The sequence below is a fragment of the Rubripirellula tenax genome, from assembly GCF_007860125.1.
Taxonomy (GTDB): Bacteria; Planctomycetota; Planctomycetia; order Pirellulales; family Pirellulaceae; genus Rubripirellula; species Rubripirellula tenax.
Genome location: NZ_SJPW01000005.1, coordinates 229,194 through 244,600 on the forward strand (window position 1 = coordinate 229,194; position 15,407 = coordinate 244,600).

Annotated in this window: 17 protein-coding genes; 4 read left to right on the forward strand and 13 right to left on the reverse strand. The window is 54.9% G+C overall.

Features of this window, described 5'->3' with window-relative positions:
• Window positions 1-2: 2 nt before the first annotated feature.
• Both Poly51_RS19010 and Poly51_RS19015 read left to right on the forward strand, forming a co-directional pair.
• Window positions 3-5,153 carry a protein kinase domain-containing protein gene (locus Poly51_RS19010; protein ID WP_146459366.1) on the forward strand — a complete coding sequence of 1,717 codons (5,151 nt, stop codon included), beginning with the start codon at window positions 3-5 and terminating at the stop codon, window positions 5,151-5,153.
• Between the two features lie 63 nt (window positions 5,154-5,216).
• Entirely contained in the window at window positions 5,217-5,480 is a 264-nt protein-coding gene (locus Poly51_RS19015) for a hypothetical protein (RefSeq protein WP_146459367.1), read from the forward strand.
• A 420-nt stretch (window positions 5,481-5,900) separates the two neighbouring features.
• On the opposite strand, the gene Poly51_RS19020 is transcribed toward Poly51_RS19015, so the two are convergent.
• From Poly51_RS19020 to Poly51_RS19055, 7 genes are all read right to left on the reverse strand, one after another.
• Window positions 5,901-6,344: a hypothetical protein gene (locus Poly51_RS19020; protein ID WP_146459368.1), complete on the reverse strand. Its 444-nt coding sequence runs from the start codon at window positions 6,342-6,344 to the stop codon at window positions 5,901-5,903.
• A gap of 169 nt (window positions 6,345-6,513) precedes the next feature.
• A complete protein-coding gene (locus tag Poly51_RS19025; RefSeq protein WP_146459369.1) occupies window positions 6,514-7,035 on the reverse strand; it encodes a hypothetical protein in 522 nt (173 codons plus the stop codon).
• Window positions 7,036-7,194: 159 nt separating this feature from the next.
• Window positions 7,195-7,554, reverse strand: a complete 360-nt coding sequence (locus Poly51_RS19030; RefSeq protein WP_146459370.1) for an Imm1 family immunity protein — start codon at window positions 7,552-7,554, stop codon at window positions 7,195-7,197.
• A 161-nt stretch (window positions 7,555-7,715) separates the two neighbouring features.
• Complete coding sequence (locus tag Poly51_RS19035; protein WP_146459371.1) at window positions 7,716-7,970, reverse strand: hypothetical protein; 255 nt, start codon at window positions 7,968-7,970, stop codon at window positions 7,716-7,718.
• Between the two features lie 148 nt (window positions 7,971-8,118).
• A complete protein-coding gene (locus tag Poly51_RS19040; protein WP_186775668.1) occupies window positions 8,119-8,454 on the reverse strand; it encodes a hypothetical protein in 336 nt (111 codons plus the stop codon).
• 197 nt (window positions 8,455-8,651) lie between these two features.
• Window positions 8,652-8,978, reverse strand: a complete 327-nt coding sequence (locus Poly51_RS19050; RefSeq protein WP_146459374.1) for a hypothetical protein — start codon at window positions 8,976-8,978, stop codon at window positions 8,652-8,654.
• 625 nt (window positions 8,979-9,603) lie between these two features.
• A complete protein-coding gene (locus Poly51_RS19055) occupies window positions 9,604-9,993 on the reverse strand; it encodes a cell division protein FtsQ (protein WP_146459375.1) in 390 nt (129 codons plus the stop codon).
• A 448-nt stretch (window positions 9,994-10,441) separates the two neighbouring features.
• Between Poly51_RS19055 and Poly51_RS19060 the strand changes: the two genes are divergently transcribed.
• Window positions 10,442-10,648 carry a hypothetical protein gene (locus Poly51_RS19060; protein WP_146459376.1) on the forward strand — a complete coding sequence of 69 codons (207 nt, stop codon included), beginning with the start codon at window positions 10,442-10,444 and terminating at the stop codon, window positions 10,646-10,648.
• A gap of 87 nt (window positions 10,649-10,735) precedes the next feature.
• On the opposite strand, the gene Poly51_RS19065 is transcribed toward Poly51_RS19060, so the two are convergent.
• The 3 genes from Poly51_RS19065 to Poly51_RS19075 form a co-directional block, all read right to left on the reverse strand.
• On the reverse strand, window positions 10,736-11,137 hold the full coding sequence (locus Poly51_RS19065; RefSeq protein WP_146459377.1) for a hypothetical protein: 402 nt from the start codon (window positions 11,135-11,137) through the stop codon (window positions 10,736-10,738).
• A 150-nt stretch (window positions 11,138-11,287) separates the two neighbouring features.
• Complete coding sequence (locus Poly51_RS19070) at window positions 11,288-11,743, reverse strand: DUF6985 domain-containing protein (protein ID WP_146459378.1); 456 nt, start codon at window positions 11,741-11,743, stop codon at window positions 11,288-11,290.
• Window positions 11,744-11,919: 176 nt separating this feature from the next.
• Complete coding sequence (locus Poly51_RS19075; RefSeq protein ID WP_146459379.1) at window positions 11,920-12,240, reverse strand: hypothetical protein; 321 nt, start codon at window positions 12,238-12,240, stop codon at window positions 11,920-11,922.
• A gap of 788 nt (window positions 12,241-13,028) precedes the next feature.
• On the opposite strand from Poly51_RS19075, the gene Poly51_RS19080 reads away from it, so the two are divergent.
• A complete protein-coding gene (locus Poly51_RS19080; protein WP_146459380.1) occupies window positions 13,029-13,400 on the forward strand; it encodes a hypothetical protein in 372 nt (123 codons plus the stop codon).
• A 173-nt stretch (window positions 13,401-13,573) separates the two neighbouring features.
• Here Poly51_RS19080 and Poly51_RS19085 read toward each other — a convergent pair whose 3' ends face one another.
• The 3 genes from Poly51_RS19085 to Poly51_RS19095 form a co-directional block, all read right to left on the reverse strand.
• Entirely contained in the window at window positions 13,574-14,122 is a 549-nt protein-coding gene (locus tag Poly51_RS19085) for a hypothetical protein (protein ID WP_146459381.1), read from the reverse strand.
• A gap of 157 nt (window positions 14,123-14,279) precedes the next feature.
• Window positions 14,280-14,861, reverse strand: a complete 582-nt coding sequence (locus tag Poly51_RS19090) for a prolyl hydroxylase family protein (RefSeq protein WP_146459382.1) — start codon at window positions 14,859-14,861, stop codon at window positions 14,280-14,282.
• Window positions 14,862-15,019: 158 nt separating this feature from the next.
• Window positions 15,020-15,379: a hypothetical protein gene (locus tag Poly51_RS19095; protein ID WP_146459383.1), complete on the reverse strand. Its 360-nt coding sequence runs from the start codon at window positions 15,377-15,379 to the stop codon at window positions 15,020-15,022.
• Between the last annotated feature and the right edge of the window lie 28 nt (window positions 15,380-15,407).

Consider the following 15,407-nt stretch of genomic DNA (forward strand, 5'->3'; position numbering starts at 1 on the left):
CCATGACAGATCCGGGACCCGAAGATGCCGATTCGGATCGTTCACTTGACGTTGATGTCTTAGTGGATGAGATCGCTGATGAGTTTCTGTTGGCGGTACGTAGCGGAACGATTTTGGACATCGATGCGTTTGTCGCCTCGCATCCCACCGTGATTGCGAACCCTGCCATCGAAGTGCCGCTCCGGCGGATGCTGGAAACGCTACGTCTTCTGCATGGTCTTGGTGCTGAGTCGTTCGCGGCTGGAAAGCCTGCGGAACCATTGCCCGAGCAAGAATTCGGTCTGCCCGAAATCGCTGACTATCGATTGCTTCGTGTCGCGGGACGTGGCGGGATGGGTGTCGTCTACGAAGCGATGCAGTTGTCTTTGTCGCGAAAAGTCGCCTTGAAAGTTTTGCCAGAGCATTCGTTCGGCAATGCGAACTCGCTGGCTCGTTTTCAGTTGGAAGCCCGTTCAGCGGCCGGGCTTCACCACACCAACATTGTGCCAGTGTTCGAGGTCGGCAACGACGGGCGGCACTGTTTCTATGCGATGCAGTTCATCGAAGGCCATTCGCTTGACGAAGTGATTCGTCAGCTACGCGAGATTCGCGACAACGATGAATCAAAATCACGTCACGGTTTGCCCGAGGAAGCCGAACCAACCGTAGCGGAAGTCGCGAAGACTTTCGGTGATGAAATAATCAAGCCGCAACTCTTGGCGAGTTCCACTACGACAAGTTCCGCGACGACAAGCGTATCCCAGCAGTCCAAGCCGTTCTTTCGCAACATCGCGCGCATCGGACGTCAGATCGCTGATGGTCTTGGGCACGCTCACCAGCGAGGCATCGTTCATCGCGACATCAAACCGTCCAACATCATCTTGGATCCTCAAGGAGTCGCCTGGATCACGGACTTTGGACTTGCCAAAACCGATGACGTCGACTTGACACGTGACGGTGACGTTGTGGGCACGCTGCGTTACATGTCACCGGAACGTTTTGCGGGTACTTGTGACGCTTGCAGTGACGTGTATTCGCTGGGCGTGACCCTCTATGAGATGTTGGCGCTGCAGTCGCCGTTTGCTGGACATGATCGACTCAGTTTGATTTCCGCGATCCAAGAAGTAGGTCCGCCGTCGCTGCGGTCTCTGAACACCCGCGTTCCCCGTGACTTGCAGACGATCGTCGAAAAGGCGATGGAGAAGGAGCCACGCAGGCGGTATCGCACCGCTGCGGCGATGGCGGACGACTTGGAACGCTTTTTGGACGGTCGCCCGATTCGGGCTCGCCGAGTCGGTGCGGCGGAACGGTTGTGGTTGTGGTCGAACAACAATGCCTCGTTGGCATCGTCGATTGCTGCGATCGCATTGTTGTTGGTTTGCGGTGCGATCGGTTCCACGTTCGCCGCGTTTCACTTTCGGGCGCAGGAACGAGCGCAAGCCCAACTGGCGATGGAAAAAACGGCGGAATCGCAGCGGGCCAATCGTCAACGTGATGCGGCCAACCAGAACGCCTACTTTGCCGATATTCGGCAGTCGTATCAGGACTGGGAAAATGGTGACGTGCGGCGGATGCAGACGGCGCTACGCCGCTATGTTCCCAAGCAAGACGAGCAGCCCAAGCAAGATGAAAAGGACATTCGTGGCTGGGAGTGGCATTACCTGCTGTCACTGTCGAATCAGTCGGAAACCATGCTGACCAACTTCGAGGGCTTCTTTCATCAGTTGCAGTGGTCAGCCGATGGGACGCGTCTATTCGGTTGCGGCAGCCAAGGTGGTTTGTTCATCTGGGATCATCAGGGTGAGTTGATCAAGAAAATCGAAATGCCGGGGATCCAGCGGTTCGCGCTCAGTCATGACGACAGCGAAGTCGCGACCGTCCGCGGCGATTCGGACTTGCGATTTTGGAACACGCAAACTTGTGAACTCGTTCAAACGATTCGCGTTGCGGGCGGCGATGCCGTGCTGAGCACGGTCGGTTGGGGCAAGTTCCCCAACTTGATCACGGTTGGGTCCGCACCAACAGCAAAGAATCCTGCCGGCGAATTTTTCGCATTGGAACGGTTCACACAATTCATACTGCAACACCAAGACGGCAACCAAACTCGCGCCAATTGGATGCTGGCTCGACCTCAGGGCGATGCCATCGCCGTGGGCGGACCCAAGATGGGCGTCACCATTGTCTTTGCAGGTTGCGAAATGCAAACGCAAATCGACGTCCAGGTGTTGAACTCTTTTAACGACCTAAGCTGCCTGTGTTGGCATCCTGATGGGCGACGGATCGCAGTGGGAAACGTCTCGATCGGAATTTCCCTTTTTGAAGTCAATCGCGGCGAGCGTCTTCCCAAGCTGTTATTTCGAACGTCTGATCTGACCACCGCAGATGCCGTCACGTTTTCACCCGATGGCAAGCAGATGATTGTCGGCAATCGTGCCGGGCGCGTTGATGTCTACGATTTAGAGTCGCGAGAAAAGATCGTGTCCTACCGTGGACACATGAAAAACGTTCTCGCCGTGGCTGCACATCCATCGGGAAAACTGATTGCGTCCAGCGGTGATGATGGTGCCATTCGTTTTTGGACGCCAAACAATGATCTGGTGCCCATGCCTGCTAACGCAAGTCTCGACCAAGAAGGTGTCAGCCCGGACGGTCGTTGGCGATGGGTACAACAGGACCACAACGTAAGCGTGTTGGACGCCCAGACCGGGCAACTGATGGCAAGTCTTTCGCCCAAGGAAGGGCCGGTTCAGGCGAAGTGGTTTCCGAAGGTGGATCGCGCTGTCTTCTTTGAAGAAAAGCAATATGGCGACGACGGGCAGATTGTATTTGACACTCGAAGCTGGGATTTGATTGGCCAGGCCGGTGCGTTCAGCGAAACGAAGCCGCAGATCGACAGTCGTGGCGACTTCGTTGTGTCGTCGGTTAAAGGAGTGGTGTCGCTTTTCAGTGGGCGAACGGGGGACATCAAGAGTTTTCTCGTCGACGCCAACGTGGTTAAGGCAAAGAGCGGAAGTATCGAGTCTGCGCATGTGGGCGTTTCGCTGAGTCCCACCGGCGACAGGTTTGTGACTGCCAGTGGCGGAGAATTTAAACTCTGGGACACGCAAGCTTGCAAGGAACTCGCGCACTTTTACGGGCATGATCCCGGTGAACTGATCCAAAGAGTCTGTTGGAGCAATCAGGACGGACTGATCGCGACCGGTGGCAGCGATCAAACCATCATCATTTGGGATGCCGATCAACAAACCAGGTTGCAAACGCTTCGCGGACTCCAAGATGCTCCGTCAAAAATCATTTTCGGATTCAATGAAGACGATTCGCGTTTCATGTCAGCAGACAGTCAGTCGGTCAAAGTCTGGGATGTGCCAACCGGACGCGAGTTGTTGTCGATGCCGCTGAACGCCGAGTCGAAATCGGTTTTTGAAAAGTTCAGTGTTGTACAGACGTCCGCAGCCATTTTGCCGTCGCTAACAAATCCTGAGCCGACGGCGCTAGCCGCGGGTTCTGCACACGGGTTGTCGGGATACGCGCGGCTAGCGCCGTCGGCTCACAAGAATGGAGACGGTGATTTGGCTCCGTTTGCGGCCCTCGCGAAAGTCGAGTCACTCGAAACGAACTTGCCGACTAATGATGAATTTTCTCATCAGAAAATGCACGGGCTGGCTCGAGATCTCGTCTGCGATCCACAGCGCAAAACGCACGATCCCGAGCGAGGACTCGCGATTTCCGAACAGGCGATCCAGAAAAATCCTGGCGATCCGGATTACCTTCTGGTCCACGCCTTAGCCCAGTATCGAATCGGCAATTTCGACGCTGCGCAGCGGTCTCTGCAGACCGCCGCTGACCTTGGCTTGACCGATCTCGTTACCGCCCGATCGCTCGCGGCACTTTGCCAACTCGCCAACAATCAGCCGATCGAAAACCTTTCGCTTGATCTTGCAAAAAGCGTTCAGACCAAAACGAGTGCCCCCAATCCAGCGCTATTGCCGATCGTGCGGGAGTCAGCAGATGCGATCTATCGTCATCGCCGGAGCATAGCGAAGATCGAAACAGGTTCTTCGGAAGCACGGATCGTCGTCAATGATTTGGGGGACGATTTTTATCTGCCCGATGACGATCGTGTGTCGCTGCGTGAAGCGGTGATCGCTGTCGCCGAGGGTGGCACGATCGAGTTTTCGGTCACTGGAACGATCGAGTTGAGAATGGGGCCGATTCACATCGACAAGTCCGTCACGATCGTCGGTCCGGGATGGAAAGAACTCTCCCTCAGCGGATCCGATGCGCACCGACTGTTGATCATCGACGATGGCGAAGCACAGAATCGTGCAACCGTTTCAATCTCGGGCATGCGTTTGACGGCGGGCTTTTCAGACCAACCGGTCCATGTTCAAACCAACCCCAGTATTATCAGCGTCTATGAGTCGCTTTCACTGGCGGATTGCCGCGTTGATAACAATCATGTCATCACCGCTTCGGGCAACATGCTTTACGCTGCGAGCGATTCGGTATTGGAAGTCGTTCGATGTGCGTTTGAACAGAATTCTGCTAACGAGGGGACAGCCATCGGCGCGTATGGAGCGTTGGAAGCCTCGATCGATTCGTGTTCGTTCATCGGAAACAAACGCGTCGATGGGAATTCTGGCGATGCGAACGTGATTCTATGTAGCGGGTCGATGAAAATTGTCAATTCCACTTTTGCAAACAACCGATCGCGCGACCGCGGTGCGGTTGGTGGGACAAAGAGAGGCTGCAATCTGCAAATTCAGAACTGCACGTTTACTGATAATCGCGGTGGTGGCCTGTACTGCAACCAGCAACCTGCTGGCCCCTTTTCTGGTCAGGTCAATGTCACCAACTGCCTCTTTTCCGGCAACATTGATGTGGATGGAAAACCGATGGATGTTCGCACGATCAGCGATTTCAAAGCCACGATTTCACACTCCATCATCGGGTCGGGCGAAGGCATGTACATTGACGGCGGCAACAATCTAACCGGCGTCGACCCATTGCTTGGCCCGCTTGCCGACAATGGCGGTCCGACCAAGACCCGAGCGTTGTTAAAAGACAGTCCCGCGATCGATGCCGGCAGCAACAACGATCTGCCAACGGACCAACGAGGTCAAGCGATACAAGGAACGCGCGACATCGGTGCGTTTGAGTTTCAGGATCAATGATTTAGTAACTGTCTCGAAACAACTTCCCGGTTTTCCCGTAGCTAGTGTCTGTCCAGAAATCGCATGGCCGCAGGAATTACGACTAATTTCGAAGAAAAGCTCCCCGAAGATCGAACCCGCAAGCGGGTTCGCGCGTTGGAATTGTTGACTAAAAGCAATTTCAAACGCGCGTTTGAAATTGCTTTTAGTCAACAATTCCAACGCGCGAACCCGCTTGCGGGTTCGATCTTCGGGGAGCTTTTCTTCGAAATTAGTCGTAATTCCTGCGGCCATGCGATTTCTGGACAGACACTAGTTAGCAGCCAGCGCTGTATGGACGGAGTGTAGGCGAAGACCAAGACGAAAAATGGAATTGTCGCAGCCCAACTAGCCATTAGTAGGTCTGATGTGCGATCGGAAATCGCACCTGTGAATAGCAGGTAGAAGTTTGTGATTATCGGAATGTTCCATCCGAGGGCGAGTGTGACCAGAGCGCCCGTCCGAGGCTTGGCTTGGGGTGGCGTTGAATCGACCTCTGGGGAAGCGCCATCGCTGGAGTTGGGTTGTGGTGACTGGTAGGGATTGTCAGTCATCGGTTGCGAGCGGCTAACGGAAGGTTTTTACGACACCGCCCTAAACGAAGCGAACGATGTCTGAACTACGAGAAATTGTACCAAAGCCTTGGCCCATTGCCAAAGAGCCAAGGTGTGCCGAAGGCCTAGCGTAAAAACCATGTTGTTGGTCACTGAACTGCGATAACGGTTTCCACTACGTATAGTATTCGCCGTCCCACGGTTCAAAGAACGCCATGTAGTTGCCGGGTTGGATTTCGATTGCAGGAACGTCCTCTTCGTCATTGCGTTCGCGCGGAATAAGTCCAAATTCAACGCCCTCGTGAACGGTTTTGAATGGTGCGATGCGGATATCGGTGAACTGAGCATCACAGAGTGACGCCAAGCGATCTTCGTAGAGTTTTGATGCCGCGTTTTGGTCCAGTGATTTTCGGGGGCCGAGACTGTCGATTTGGGCTGCGAGCAAGTTGCCGGCGGGATCGAATATGAATAGTGCGATGTATTCGCTACCATCGCTATCGCCAATCGCGGGAACAAATGGATTCGTAAGGAAGAACTGACGACCGTCCAGAAGCCTGCCGATGTGATTCGCGTGATAGTCGTCGTGCGTTATAGGGAACGTGTCCGGGATGCCAACCATCACGATAGACCTGTGACCAACAACGGAAGGTTTTTACGACACCGCCCTGAACGAAGCGAACGATGCCTGAATTACGAAAGATTGTACCAAGGCCAGCCCGCGTGACCAAACGCGGAAGGTGTGCCGAAGGCCTAGCGTAAAAACCATGTTGGCCGACCGTGGCGTTCTGTTACGGTTGCAAGCCCGCAACGTATGTGTCGAGTGAGTCGGGCGAAACCTTGGAATAGCACGGCAGCCAGCGACCATCCGGAGTAGCAGGCAGGTTGCCCAAGCGTTGTACCGATTCAATGTGATGCACGAGGCAGTTTACCGAGAGTTTAATGCCGGGGCGCTCGCAGCCGTCGCGGCGGCAAGGATTACCAGACGGCTCAAATGTCCCCTGTGTGAGAAATCGTTCCATCATGGCGACCCAGATGAGCACTGAATCGGGGTCAACGAAGGGCAGGACGAGCCAGTCGTCCGAGGTGATCGCAGGGATTTTGAACAAGTATTCGATATTGCCCCAGTTCCAAGCCAATGCGCGTTGCCAGAGGCAACCGCACGAATCGCAGCGATAGAGGGCGTGCTCGACGTCCTCGTGGGTAACGACAAACGATAGGTCGGCGAGAAGCGTCTTCGACTGCTTGCTGCGTTGCTTGATCTGCTCGCGTTCGAGTTCAAGGTCAGCGAATTCGGAGCAACGGCAGGACATAGGGAAAACTTAGGTCGGCCAACGGAAGGTTTTTACGACACCGCCCTGAACGAAGCGGACGATGCCTGAACTACCTGAAAGTGTACCAAAGCCAACGCCCGTTGCCAAAGAGCGAAGGTGTGCCGAAGGCCTAGCGTAAAAACCATGTTGGGCGACCGGTCAATCCCACGCGATGTTGCCAGAGAGTTGTCCAGTCCGGGCCGTAGCGAGAAACGCCGCGATGCCATCCGCCGTTGGAACGCATTGAGAAAGTGGAAAGTCGTCAATCTGGCCGTTTTCGAGTCGGAACTGCTCGCAGTCATCGTCCGATGCGTGTGGAGTGGACGACCACGAACCATCTGTGGAGCGGTATACAGCAGCGCGGCGTCCGTTGAGGAATAGCGCCAGTTCGCATTCGCCATCGCGGTGGAGCCAGAACGCGCCGGTGCCGTCCGGCGCGATGAGACGCTCCAGCAGGCCAGCGAGTTCCGAAGCGTCGCTGACGTCGTGGAAGTCTTGGATGGATTGAAGCTTGAGCATCTATTCGGGTAGGTCGCCCAACGGAAGGTTTTTACGACACCGCCCTAAACGAAGCGAACGATGCCTGAACTACGAGAGATTCTACCACCGGATGGAGGCTTGAACAAACGACAGCGGTGTGCCGTAGGCCTAGCGTAAAAACCATGTTGTGCGGCGGACCATCAGTAGTCGCAGTACGGGTCGAGCAATCCGAGGAATTCGTCGAACAGTTCATCAGGCTCGACATCAGTGTTGATGTCCATGACGTCATTGAGAAAAGCGTCCATTTGATCGCGGTCGCGAATCACGTACGGGTTTCCAGCGTCAACCTGCACGGAACCGTCTTCGTGCTGGCGACAATGCACGGGAATCGCCATCTCAAGGTTGGCTAGCAGGCGTTCGAGCTGCTTGTATTGAATCTCGGTTGGAGCTGACATCTTGTTTACGCTAGTCCGCACAACGGAAGGTTTTTACGACACCGCCCTAAACGAAGCGAGCGATGCCTAAACTAATAAAGATTCTACCACCGGAGGGCGGCTTGAACAAACGACAGCGGTGTGCCGAAGGCCTAGCGTAAAAACCATGTTATGTGCCGCTTGCACGACCAGTGACGTCTCCATCCGCATCAATCGCACAGCCGAATTCCGAAAGGATTGCGATCGCTGTTGTCTCAGCAATTCGTTCGATCTTTGCGTCAATCTTGGCGTATTGAGTATCGGCGTCACCTTTGGGAACAATGACGGATCGCTGGACATGTAGCACGCGAATACGAGCATCACGCACCTCTTCGGCGGCAGCAATCAGTTTGCGATCTGGCGCAGCGGAGTCGATCAAACGCTGAAGTGCCGCCTCTTTGCGGGCGAGGATTTGTTTTTTCTTGGTGTGATGTGCGAGGTAGCTGGTCATATCAGTGGACGACACGAACTCGTGCCCAAGGTTCGCGCACCGAAAGACTGCGGCACATAACGGAAGGTTTTTACGACACCGCCCCAAACGAAGCGGTGGAGTTTGAATCACGGGTAATTGTACCAATGCCAGCGCCCGTTGCCTACCAACGAAGGTGTGCCGAAGGCCTAGCGTAAAAACCATGTTGGCGGACACTACGCTGCCGGGCATCGCTACGACCGGGGCGGAGCCAATGCGGCGGATCGCGCACGGTGCAGGCAGGCAAAGCCTGCCGTTACGCCTAAAGAGAACGCACCAACGCCAACCGTGTTGAATACGGCGGATGGAATCGCGACACCGTTCTTCATCGCGATGAGCATAAGCACAGGCGGGACAAAGCCAATTAGCGCAAAAGGGATGTAGAACGAGAAGAGACCAATGAAGTACCAAAGGAATCCATTGCGATCAGTTGAGCGTGCAGCGGGGAGCATTTGGTATCCGACGTAGATCCAGATGCCAATGACGAGGATCTTGCGGATAACAGGTATGAAGGTATCCATTCTGTGTCCGCCAACGGAAGGTTTTTACGACACCGCCCAAAACGAAGCGAGCGATGTTTGAATCACGAAGTATTGTACCAATGCGAGCGCCCGTTGCCTACCAACGAAGGTGTGCCGAAGGCCTAGCGTAAAAACCATGTTACGCGACCGGCAACTACGAAATGGAGTTGACATACGAGTAGCGAAAAGCACAGAGCAGGCAGACGTGCAGGCAAACAACGCCAGTCCAACCGACGAACTCGTTGGCGACGTTGTTTGGGTTTAGAGCGAAGATGACGCCAGCAGATAGCAGGCACCCAGACGCCAGCAGAAAGAACAGCAGCGCGGTCGTTCGCAGCCACCGCGTTGACGGTGATACAGGTGGACGTTCAAAGGACTCCACGGCCTCCAGTGCCTTGCGGGTCGAACCAGTCAGCAGGTCGACAGCGATTGCGAGAAGGAACGTAAGCATCGACTCTACGGTAGGTCGCGTAACGGAAGGTTTTTACGACACCGCCCTAAACGAAGCGAGCGATGTCTGAACTGCGAGGAATTGTACCAAGGCCATGGCCCGTTGCCAAAGAGCCAAGGTGTGCCCGAAGGGCCTTAGCGTAAAAACCATGTTGTGCGGCAACTGAAGTGCCAATCAGGTTCCCAGCATCTTGCGGTATTCTTGGAACGCGGCGGACACCGTTTCATCGGTGACGAAGGAGAGATCGGGTTTCGTTTCGATTGTGGGATGGGTCGCCGCATCGAGCGATTTGCGCATGTTGTCCGGGATTGAGAAGCGTCCGCCGCGTCGACCAAAGCCATCATCAGCAACGGTGCGACCGTGATCCGTGAGTTGGATGCGACCATCAGCGATTTCAACCAGTCCGCAAATATGCAAAGCTTTGAGCGACCGAGAAATTTCGCCAACAGTTGGGATCGCGTGATTGAGAGAGTCAGCCGTCCCAATGAGCATTGGAAGGTCAACACCACCCTCGGCGGTCACCGAAGCGAAAATCCATGCCGTGGCAAAGTTGAACTTCTCCATAGGTTGTTGCCGCACAACGGAAGGTTTTTACGACACCGCCGTTACCGAAGCGGTGGAGTTTGAATCACGAGAAATTGTACCAATGCCAACGCCCGTTGCCTACCAACGAAGGTGTGCCGAAGGCCTAGCGTAAAAACCATGTTGTGCGGCGAGTGTAGCGGTATTACGTGAACCATGTGCAAACGGGTTCAGCGGGAAGGTGTCCGCCACAGTTGGGGCAAGGAGCACCGTCTCGCGGCCATTCAGATGTCAGGGTTTTGGTGTCGCAACGTTGGCAGCACAAGTTTTCGATTTCCATGTGCGTTAGCGCGGTGAGATGCGACCAGTCAGGATATGGGCAGCGCAGCCTGCGGACGGATCGACGTTGAAAGAACGCGTCAATTAGCAGATTGGGTTGCGATTCCAATGTGGGCGTCACGTCCGAATCGGGCATCGGACGGTGAATAGAGTGCTGAAGTCCGCAATTGGTGCAAACGCACTGCGTGCGTCCGAAGTAGCCATCGTCGTGGATGTTTTGGTGATACGTTCCAAGACAGAATCCAAGTTTGCACGACGGGCATTCGTAATCGTTTGCCAATGGAGAGAGCCTCGCCGCACAACGGAAGGTTTTTACGACACCGCCGTTACCGAAGCGGTGGAGTTTGAATTGCGATAGATTGTACCAATGCCAGCGCCCGTTGCCTACCAACGAAGGTGTGCCGAAGGCCTAGCGTAAAAACCATGTTGGCCGACGCTACGCGCATCACATCATCGGGCGGAACTCGCCGAGTTCGCCGATCTCCGCAGCGTAGGTGCGGTCGCGTGTAACGATATCGCATTTTGGCGACCACCGATCGAACGGGCCGAGCCAATCAGACGGGTGTGGACGTGCCGGGTCGATTGCGATGGTCAGCGTTGCAGAAACAATGTAGTCGTCAGGGATGCCAGCATCATCGCGTTTTTCGCGAAACCAGTCGGCGAAATCATCACCGAATGCAGTGTCAAGATGCCCAGCGGTGTCGTGCGAAACCGCGCCAGTCAGCACGTCAACGGTCACCGTTCCAGCGGGAAGTGCAATTAGAATGTCGCGATCGCGTTCCAGTCGGCGACTGTAGAGCATCTGGCACAACGTATTGGCGTGATCGAGTAACAGTTTGCGTTTCATTGCACCTGCGTCGGCCAACGGAAGGTTTTTACGACACCGCCGTTACCGAAGCGGTGGAGTTTGAATCACGAGAAATTGTACCAATGCCAGCGCCCGTTGCCTACCAACGAAGGTGTGCCGTAGGCCTAGCGTAAAAACCATGTTGTACGCCTAGAAGTGGTCGCCCTGCCCGCCGATGTCTACGGGTTCACCGCGATCATTGAATAGAATCGAGAGTCCGTGTTCGGGATCCCATACGCACTCAAACGAGACGACGAAGTGACGTTCGGGTTCTGCAATGTCGGAGATTGCGACGCCCGGTTCAGAAATAAGGTTCCAGATGTCGGTTGGCCCAGAAATCGGAGGTGTGACATCATCGCCACCGGAGTAAGCGCCGTAGATTTCGGATTGATATTCGTCGTAAATGTACTGCTGAAGCGTTTCGCGGGTCGAGCTAGGCAGGTCGTGGACGAAAGCGAGTATTGAACGTTGCGTGTCAGGGATACGTGTAGGGTCGCCGTCAATTACGATTTCGACAACCGCAGCGAGCCATGGAATTGCGTGCTTGCCCTCCCAGAAGTACTTGTCGAAAGTGAACGCGTTGAAGTTGATTGAGTCAAGCGGCATGGCCAGCCAAGTAGGTTGAGGTCTCTGGCGTACAACGGAAGGTTTTTACGACACCGCCCTAAACGAAGCGGACAATGCCTGAACTACCGGAAATTGTACCAAGGCCAGCCCACGTCGCCAAACAAGGAAGGTGTGCCGCAGGCCTAGCGTAAAAACCATGTTGTCGGTCACGGACACTACGAATCCAGCGGTACGTTCATTGCGGCAGAGATTTCGCGCCAGTGCTGGAACGCAAATGTCTGCGCGTCGTCATCGGACGCATCGGGATTATCGCCCTTGAATCGCGAGACGAGGCCCGATGCCGCGTCAAATTCGCGTAGTTTGGCGATATGCGTGTCGCGAAAAAGCTGTTCGGTTTCGTAGACGATTGCCCATGCCCAGTGAAAGTTCCAGAGTGTCGATTCGATGTTGTCAGGTCGCGCGTACATCGACGGCCGGGCGTAAATGTGCCGAATCGTATCGGCAAGCTCAGCAGCGATTTCGTCTGGCGTTCGCATTTGATGAGTGACCGACAACGGAAGGTTTTTACGACACCGCCGTTACCGAAGCGGTGGAGTTTGAATCACGAGAAATGGTAGCAATGCCAGCGCCCGTTGCCTACCAACGAAGGTGTGCCGAAGGCCTAGCGTAAAAACCATGTTGTATGCCCCGGTGCGCTACCAGAAAAGTATGACATTGGTTGAGCGCCCGCCAGAATGATGTTTGGAGCGGCCACAGGATGACATTAGCGGTGGTTGTTCACCAAATTCAATGTCGTCAGAGTACCAGTGGTCACAGTCGGGGCATTGCCAGCAAGCGTGACAAGTCTCGCCAGCGTTGCCGCGGGCCTCGGCGACCACGCAAGACACGGTGAATTGCGGGCCAGATGAGAACGGCTGCCAGCCGAGCGCACGGGCGTCGTCGGTAATCCGGCGTACGAATCCCGGAGTGACCGCGTGAATGTTGTACGACGCAGCCGGTGGAGATTGAATGTTGAGCCAATAGTCACGGCATGGGACGGTCACAGCGAGGCGGCAGCCGTTATCGGGCGGCTGCACCACGACGGTCACCATTTCGGTGACGGCTTGCGAACGAGCGGAGACGGCCCAGCGGAACTCGACGTCGTCAATCGTAATCGGTTTGGAATTACGTTTTGACAGCGCCATATCGACTAGGGGCATACAACGGAAGGTTTTTACGACACCGCCCTAAACGAAGCGGTGGAGTTTGAATCACGAAAGATTGTACCAATGCCAACGCACGTTGCCAACAAACGAAGGTGTGCCGAAGGCCTAGCGTAAAAACCATGTTGTCGGTCGCTGAACCGCCAAAACGGTTTGATTCAAGATTCCGCGTCAAGCGAGTCCCATGCGCGATGGACGGTAGTGCTTGGTGGACCAACGTAGTGGACGATTTCGTGATTCGGGTCGAAACACCAGTCGAGGATGACGCGAACAGTGCGACCGCCGATTTCGGTCGGCAGTTCGGGTGGAACAATCCACGTGGGACGCCGAACCGTTTTGGGGACGCCGATGAATTCGGGGCCAGCTACCGCAAGCAGACGATTGTGCCCAATCAGATCGTATCCAACGGAGAATTGTTTGTCAGTGGAAGCAATGCGCAGCACGCAGTCATCAACAACGTGCCAAACGAACGGACGACCGTTGTAGTCAAATGATGCTCTGCCTTTTGTGCGGATTGCCACCGATTAAGCCTGCGACCGACAACGGAAGGTTTTTACGACACCGCCGTTACCGAAGCGGTGGAGTTTGAATCACGAGAGATTGTACCAATGCCAGCGCCCGTTGCCTACCAACGAAGGTGTGCCGAAGGCCTAGCGTAAAAACCATGTTAGCGGACACGGGAATCACAAAAGAGCCAGCCATTCGAGTCACCGTTCAGGTCATCCCAACATCCGCATGGATCACCGTGTTGCTCGATCAGCAGCTGTGCGGCCGAGTCGATGTCACCGTTATTGTAGTAAACGTGATCGAGCACATGGTCCGAGCCGCCCATGCCACCAGCAACGGCAATAAACGTCAGATTACCGGAGAGATTCCGGGCAACGGCATGAACAATGTTTTGTAACGGTTTAGCTACCTGGGATTCCGGGGCATGCAGGTGCCGAAAACGAAATGCGGACCCTAGCGTCGCAACATGTGTGTAGATGTTGACGTCGAAACCATGCGGACCCTCCGCGAATATGTATTCAGGCTCGGAGCCATCTCGCGGAAAGTGCGATAAGTCCCAAGTTGCAGTGTCCCGAGAGTGGAATGCGGTGGCAGCTAGAACGTTGAGGTCGGGTTGCAGCTGTTTGAAAGTGTTGTTCAGGCGCGTGTTCAGGGCGTCAATGGACAGCGAAGTGTCGCGGGCAAACAAGACGTCAATGTGTGTGCCCATGAAAAAAGCTAGTGTCCGCTAACGGAAGGTTTTTACGACACCGCCCTAAACGAAGCGAACGATGCCTGAACTACGATTGATTGTACCAATGCCAGCGCCCGTTGCCAAACAAGCGAAGGTGTGCCGAAGGCCCAGCGTAAAAACCATGTTGGCCGACCTACGCACTGTAGAAAACGTCGGAACGAAGGACATATTTGCGACCCGATACGAGCGCGGAACCTTCGTGCCAGCGTTGGTGGCGAAAGAGCAATGCGGAGCCAGCAATCGGTGTGATCACATGTTCGATTTTGCGTCGCGAGTCACCCTTGCCATCGTAGTCGCGAAACGTAGTTGAGCCGCCGTCAAAGTCGCCATTGAGGTAGATCAGATACGACAGTTTGCTGACATGGCCAGCGTCGTTAGTCACGGAACCATCCTTGTGCCGTTTGAATTCCTGACCGGGTTCGTATCGGTAGAAACGAAGCTGGGAGTCAACGCCAACGGCGTGTTGATCGTCGATCGAGGGCAGGACGTGCGAAATACGAGACCACATCAGGGCAGCAAGGTCGGGGTCGTCGAGATTGACACGATCGTTGTTGCGAATGTTGGTCATCATCTTGGGGCCAGAATGCGTGCGCACCGATGCGGCATCAAACCCGATGGACTCAGCGCGGTCGATTAGCGCGGAACATTCTGCGGCGGAGAAAACGCCTGCCACAGTGAAGATGTCTGGATCAACGAATTCGGCAACCAATGTCATGGTCTAGGTCGGCCAACGGAAGGTTTTTACGACACCGCCCTGAACGAAGCGAACGATGCCTGAACTACGGAGATTGTACCAAAGCCAGCGATCGTTGCCAAAGGACGAAGGTGTGCCGCAGGCCTAGCGTAAAAACCATGTTGTCCGTCCCGGCGGCGCTATTCATCGGTCGATTCGGGGACATAGCAGTCGTATTCGTTTTCACCGTGTTTACGTTGTCGGTAGAGCCGCCCGCACTCGGGGCAAACAACGATCGCCAACGAGAAATCGTCTTCGCGGGTGATAATGTCGTCAATAATTGAGCCGTCAGAGATGTCAAACGGTGGCCGTCTGTAGAATTCGGTGATCCACAGATCGCGTTTGCCATCGCGAACAGCGGCAAGAAAGGCGTCAATTGCAGCGGTCCGGCGATTGCACAGTTCGTCGAACTCTGGATCAAAGATTAGGTTTGCTTCGTGAGGCGACGGAACGGAAACGAGAGAGATTGTGTGTCCGCAGCGGCAACCAAATTTGGGCATTGGAGAAACCTAGGGACGGACAACGGAA

Bases quoted from the DNA above. Each gene is read 5' to 3' on its own strand.
- Poly51_RS19095 (WP_146459383.1), bottom strand. From the start codon at position 15,379: ATGCCCAAATTTGGTTGCCGCTGCGGACACACAATCTCTCTCGTTTCC.
- Poly51_RS19085 (WP_146459381.1), bottom strand. From the start codon at position 14,122: ATGGGCACACACATTGACGTCTTGTTTGCCCGCGACACTTCGCTGTCC.
- Poly51_RS19075 (WP_146459379.1), bottom strand. From the start codon at position 12,240: ATGCGAACGCCAGACGAAATCGCTGCTGAGCTTGCCGATACGATTCGG.
- Poly51_RS19070 (WP_146459378.1), bottom strand. From the start codon at position 11,743: ATGCCGCTTGACTCAATCAACTTCAACGCGTTCACTTTCGACAAGTAC.
- Poly51_RS19055 (WP_146459375.1), bottom strand. From the start codon at position 9,993: ATGGAGAAGTTCAACTTTGCCACGGCATGGATTTTCGCTTCGGTGACC.
- Poly51_RS19020 (WP_146459368.1), bottom strand. From the start codon at position 6,344: ATGGTTGGCATCCCGGACACGTTCCCTATAACGCACGACGACTATCAC.
- Poly51_RS19080 (WP_146459380.1), top strand. From the start codon at position 13,029: ATGTTGTCGGTCGCTGAACCGCCAAAACGGTTTGATTCAAGATTCCGC.
- Poly51_RS19010 (WP_146459366.1), top strand. From the start codon at position 3: ATGACAGATCCGGGACCCGAAGATGCCGATTCGGATCGTTCACTTGAC.
- Poly51_RS19035 (WP_146459371.1), bottom strand. From the start codon at position 7,970: ATGTCAGCTCCAACCGAGATTCAATACAAGCAGCTCGAACGCCTGCTA.
- Poly51_RS19090 (WP_146459382.1), bottom strand. From the start codon at position 14,861: ATGACATTGGTTGCCGAATTCGTTGATCCAGACATCTTCACTGTGGCA.
- Poly51_RS19030 (WP_146459370.1), bottom strand. From the start codon at position 7,554: ATGCTCAAGCTTCAATCCATCCAAGACTTCCACGACGTCAGCGACGCT.
- Poly51_RS19065 (WP_146459377.1), bottom strand. From the start codon at position 11,137: ATGAAACGCAAACTGTTACTCGATCACGCCAATACGTTGTGCCAGATG.
- Poly51_RS19050 (WP_146459374.1), bottom strand. From the start codon at position 8,978: ATGGATACCTTCATACCTGTTATCCGCAAGATCCTCGTCATTGGCATC.
- Poly51_RS19025 (WP_146459369.1), bottom strand. From the start codon at position 7,035: ATGTCCTGCCGTTGCTCCGAATTCGCTGACCTTGAACTCGAACGCGAG.
- Poly51_RS19015 (WP_146459367.1), top strand. From the start codon at position 5,217: ATGGCCGCAGGAATTACGACTAATTTCGAAGAAAAGCTCCCCGAAGAT.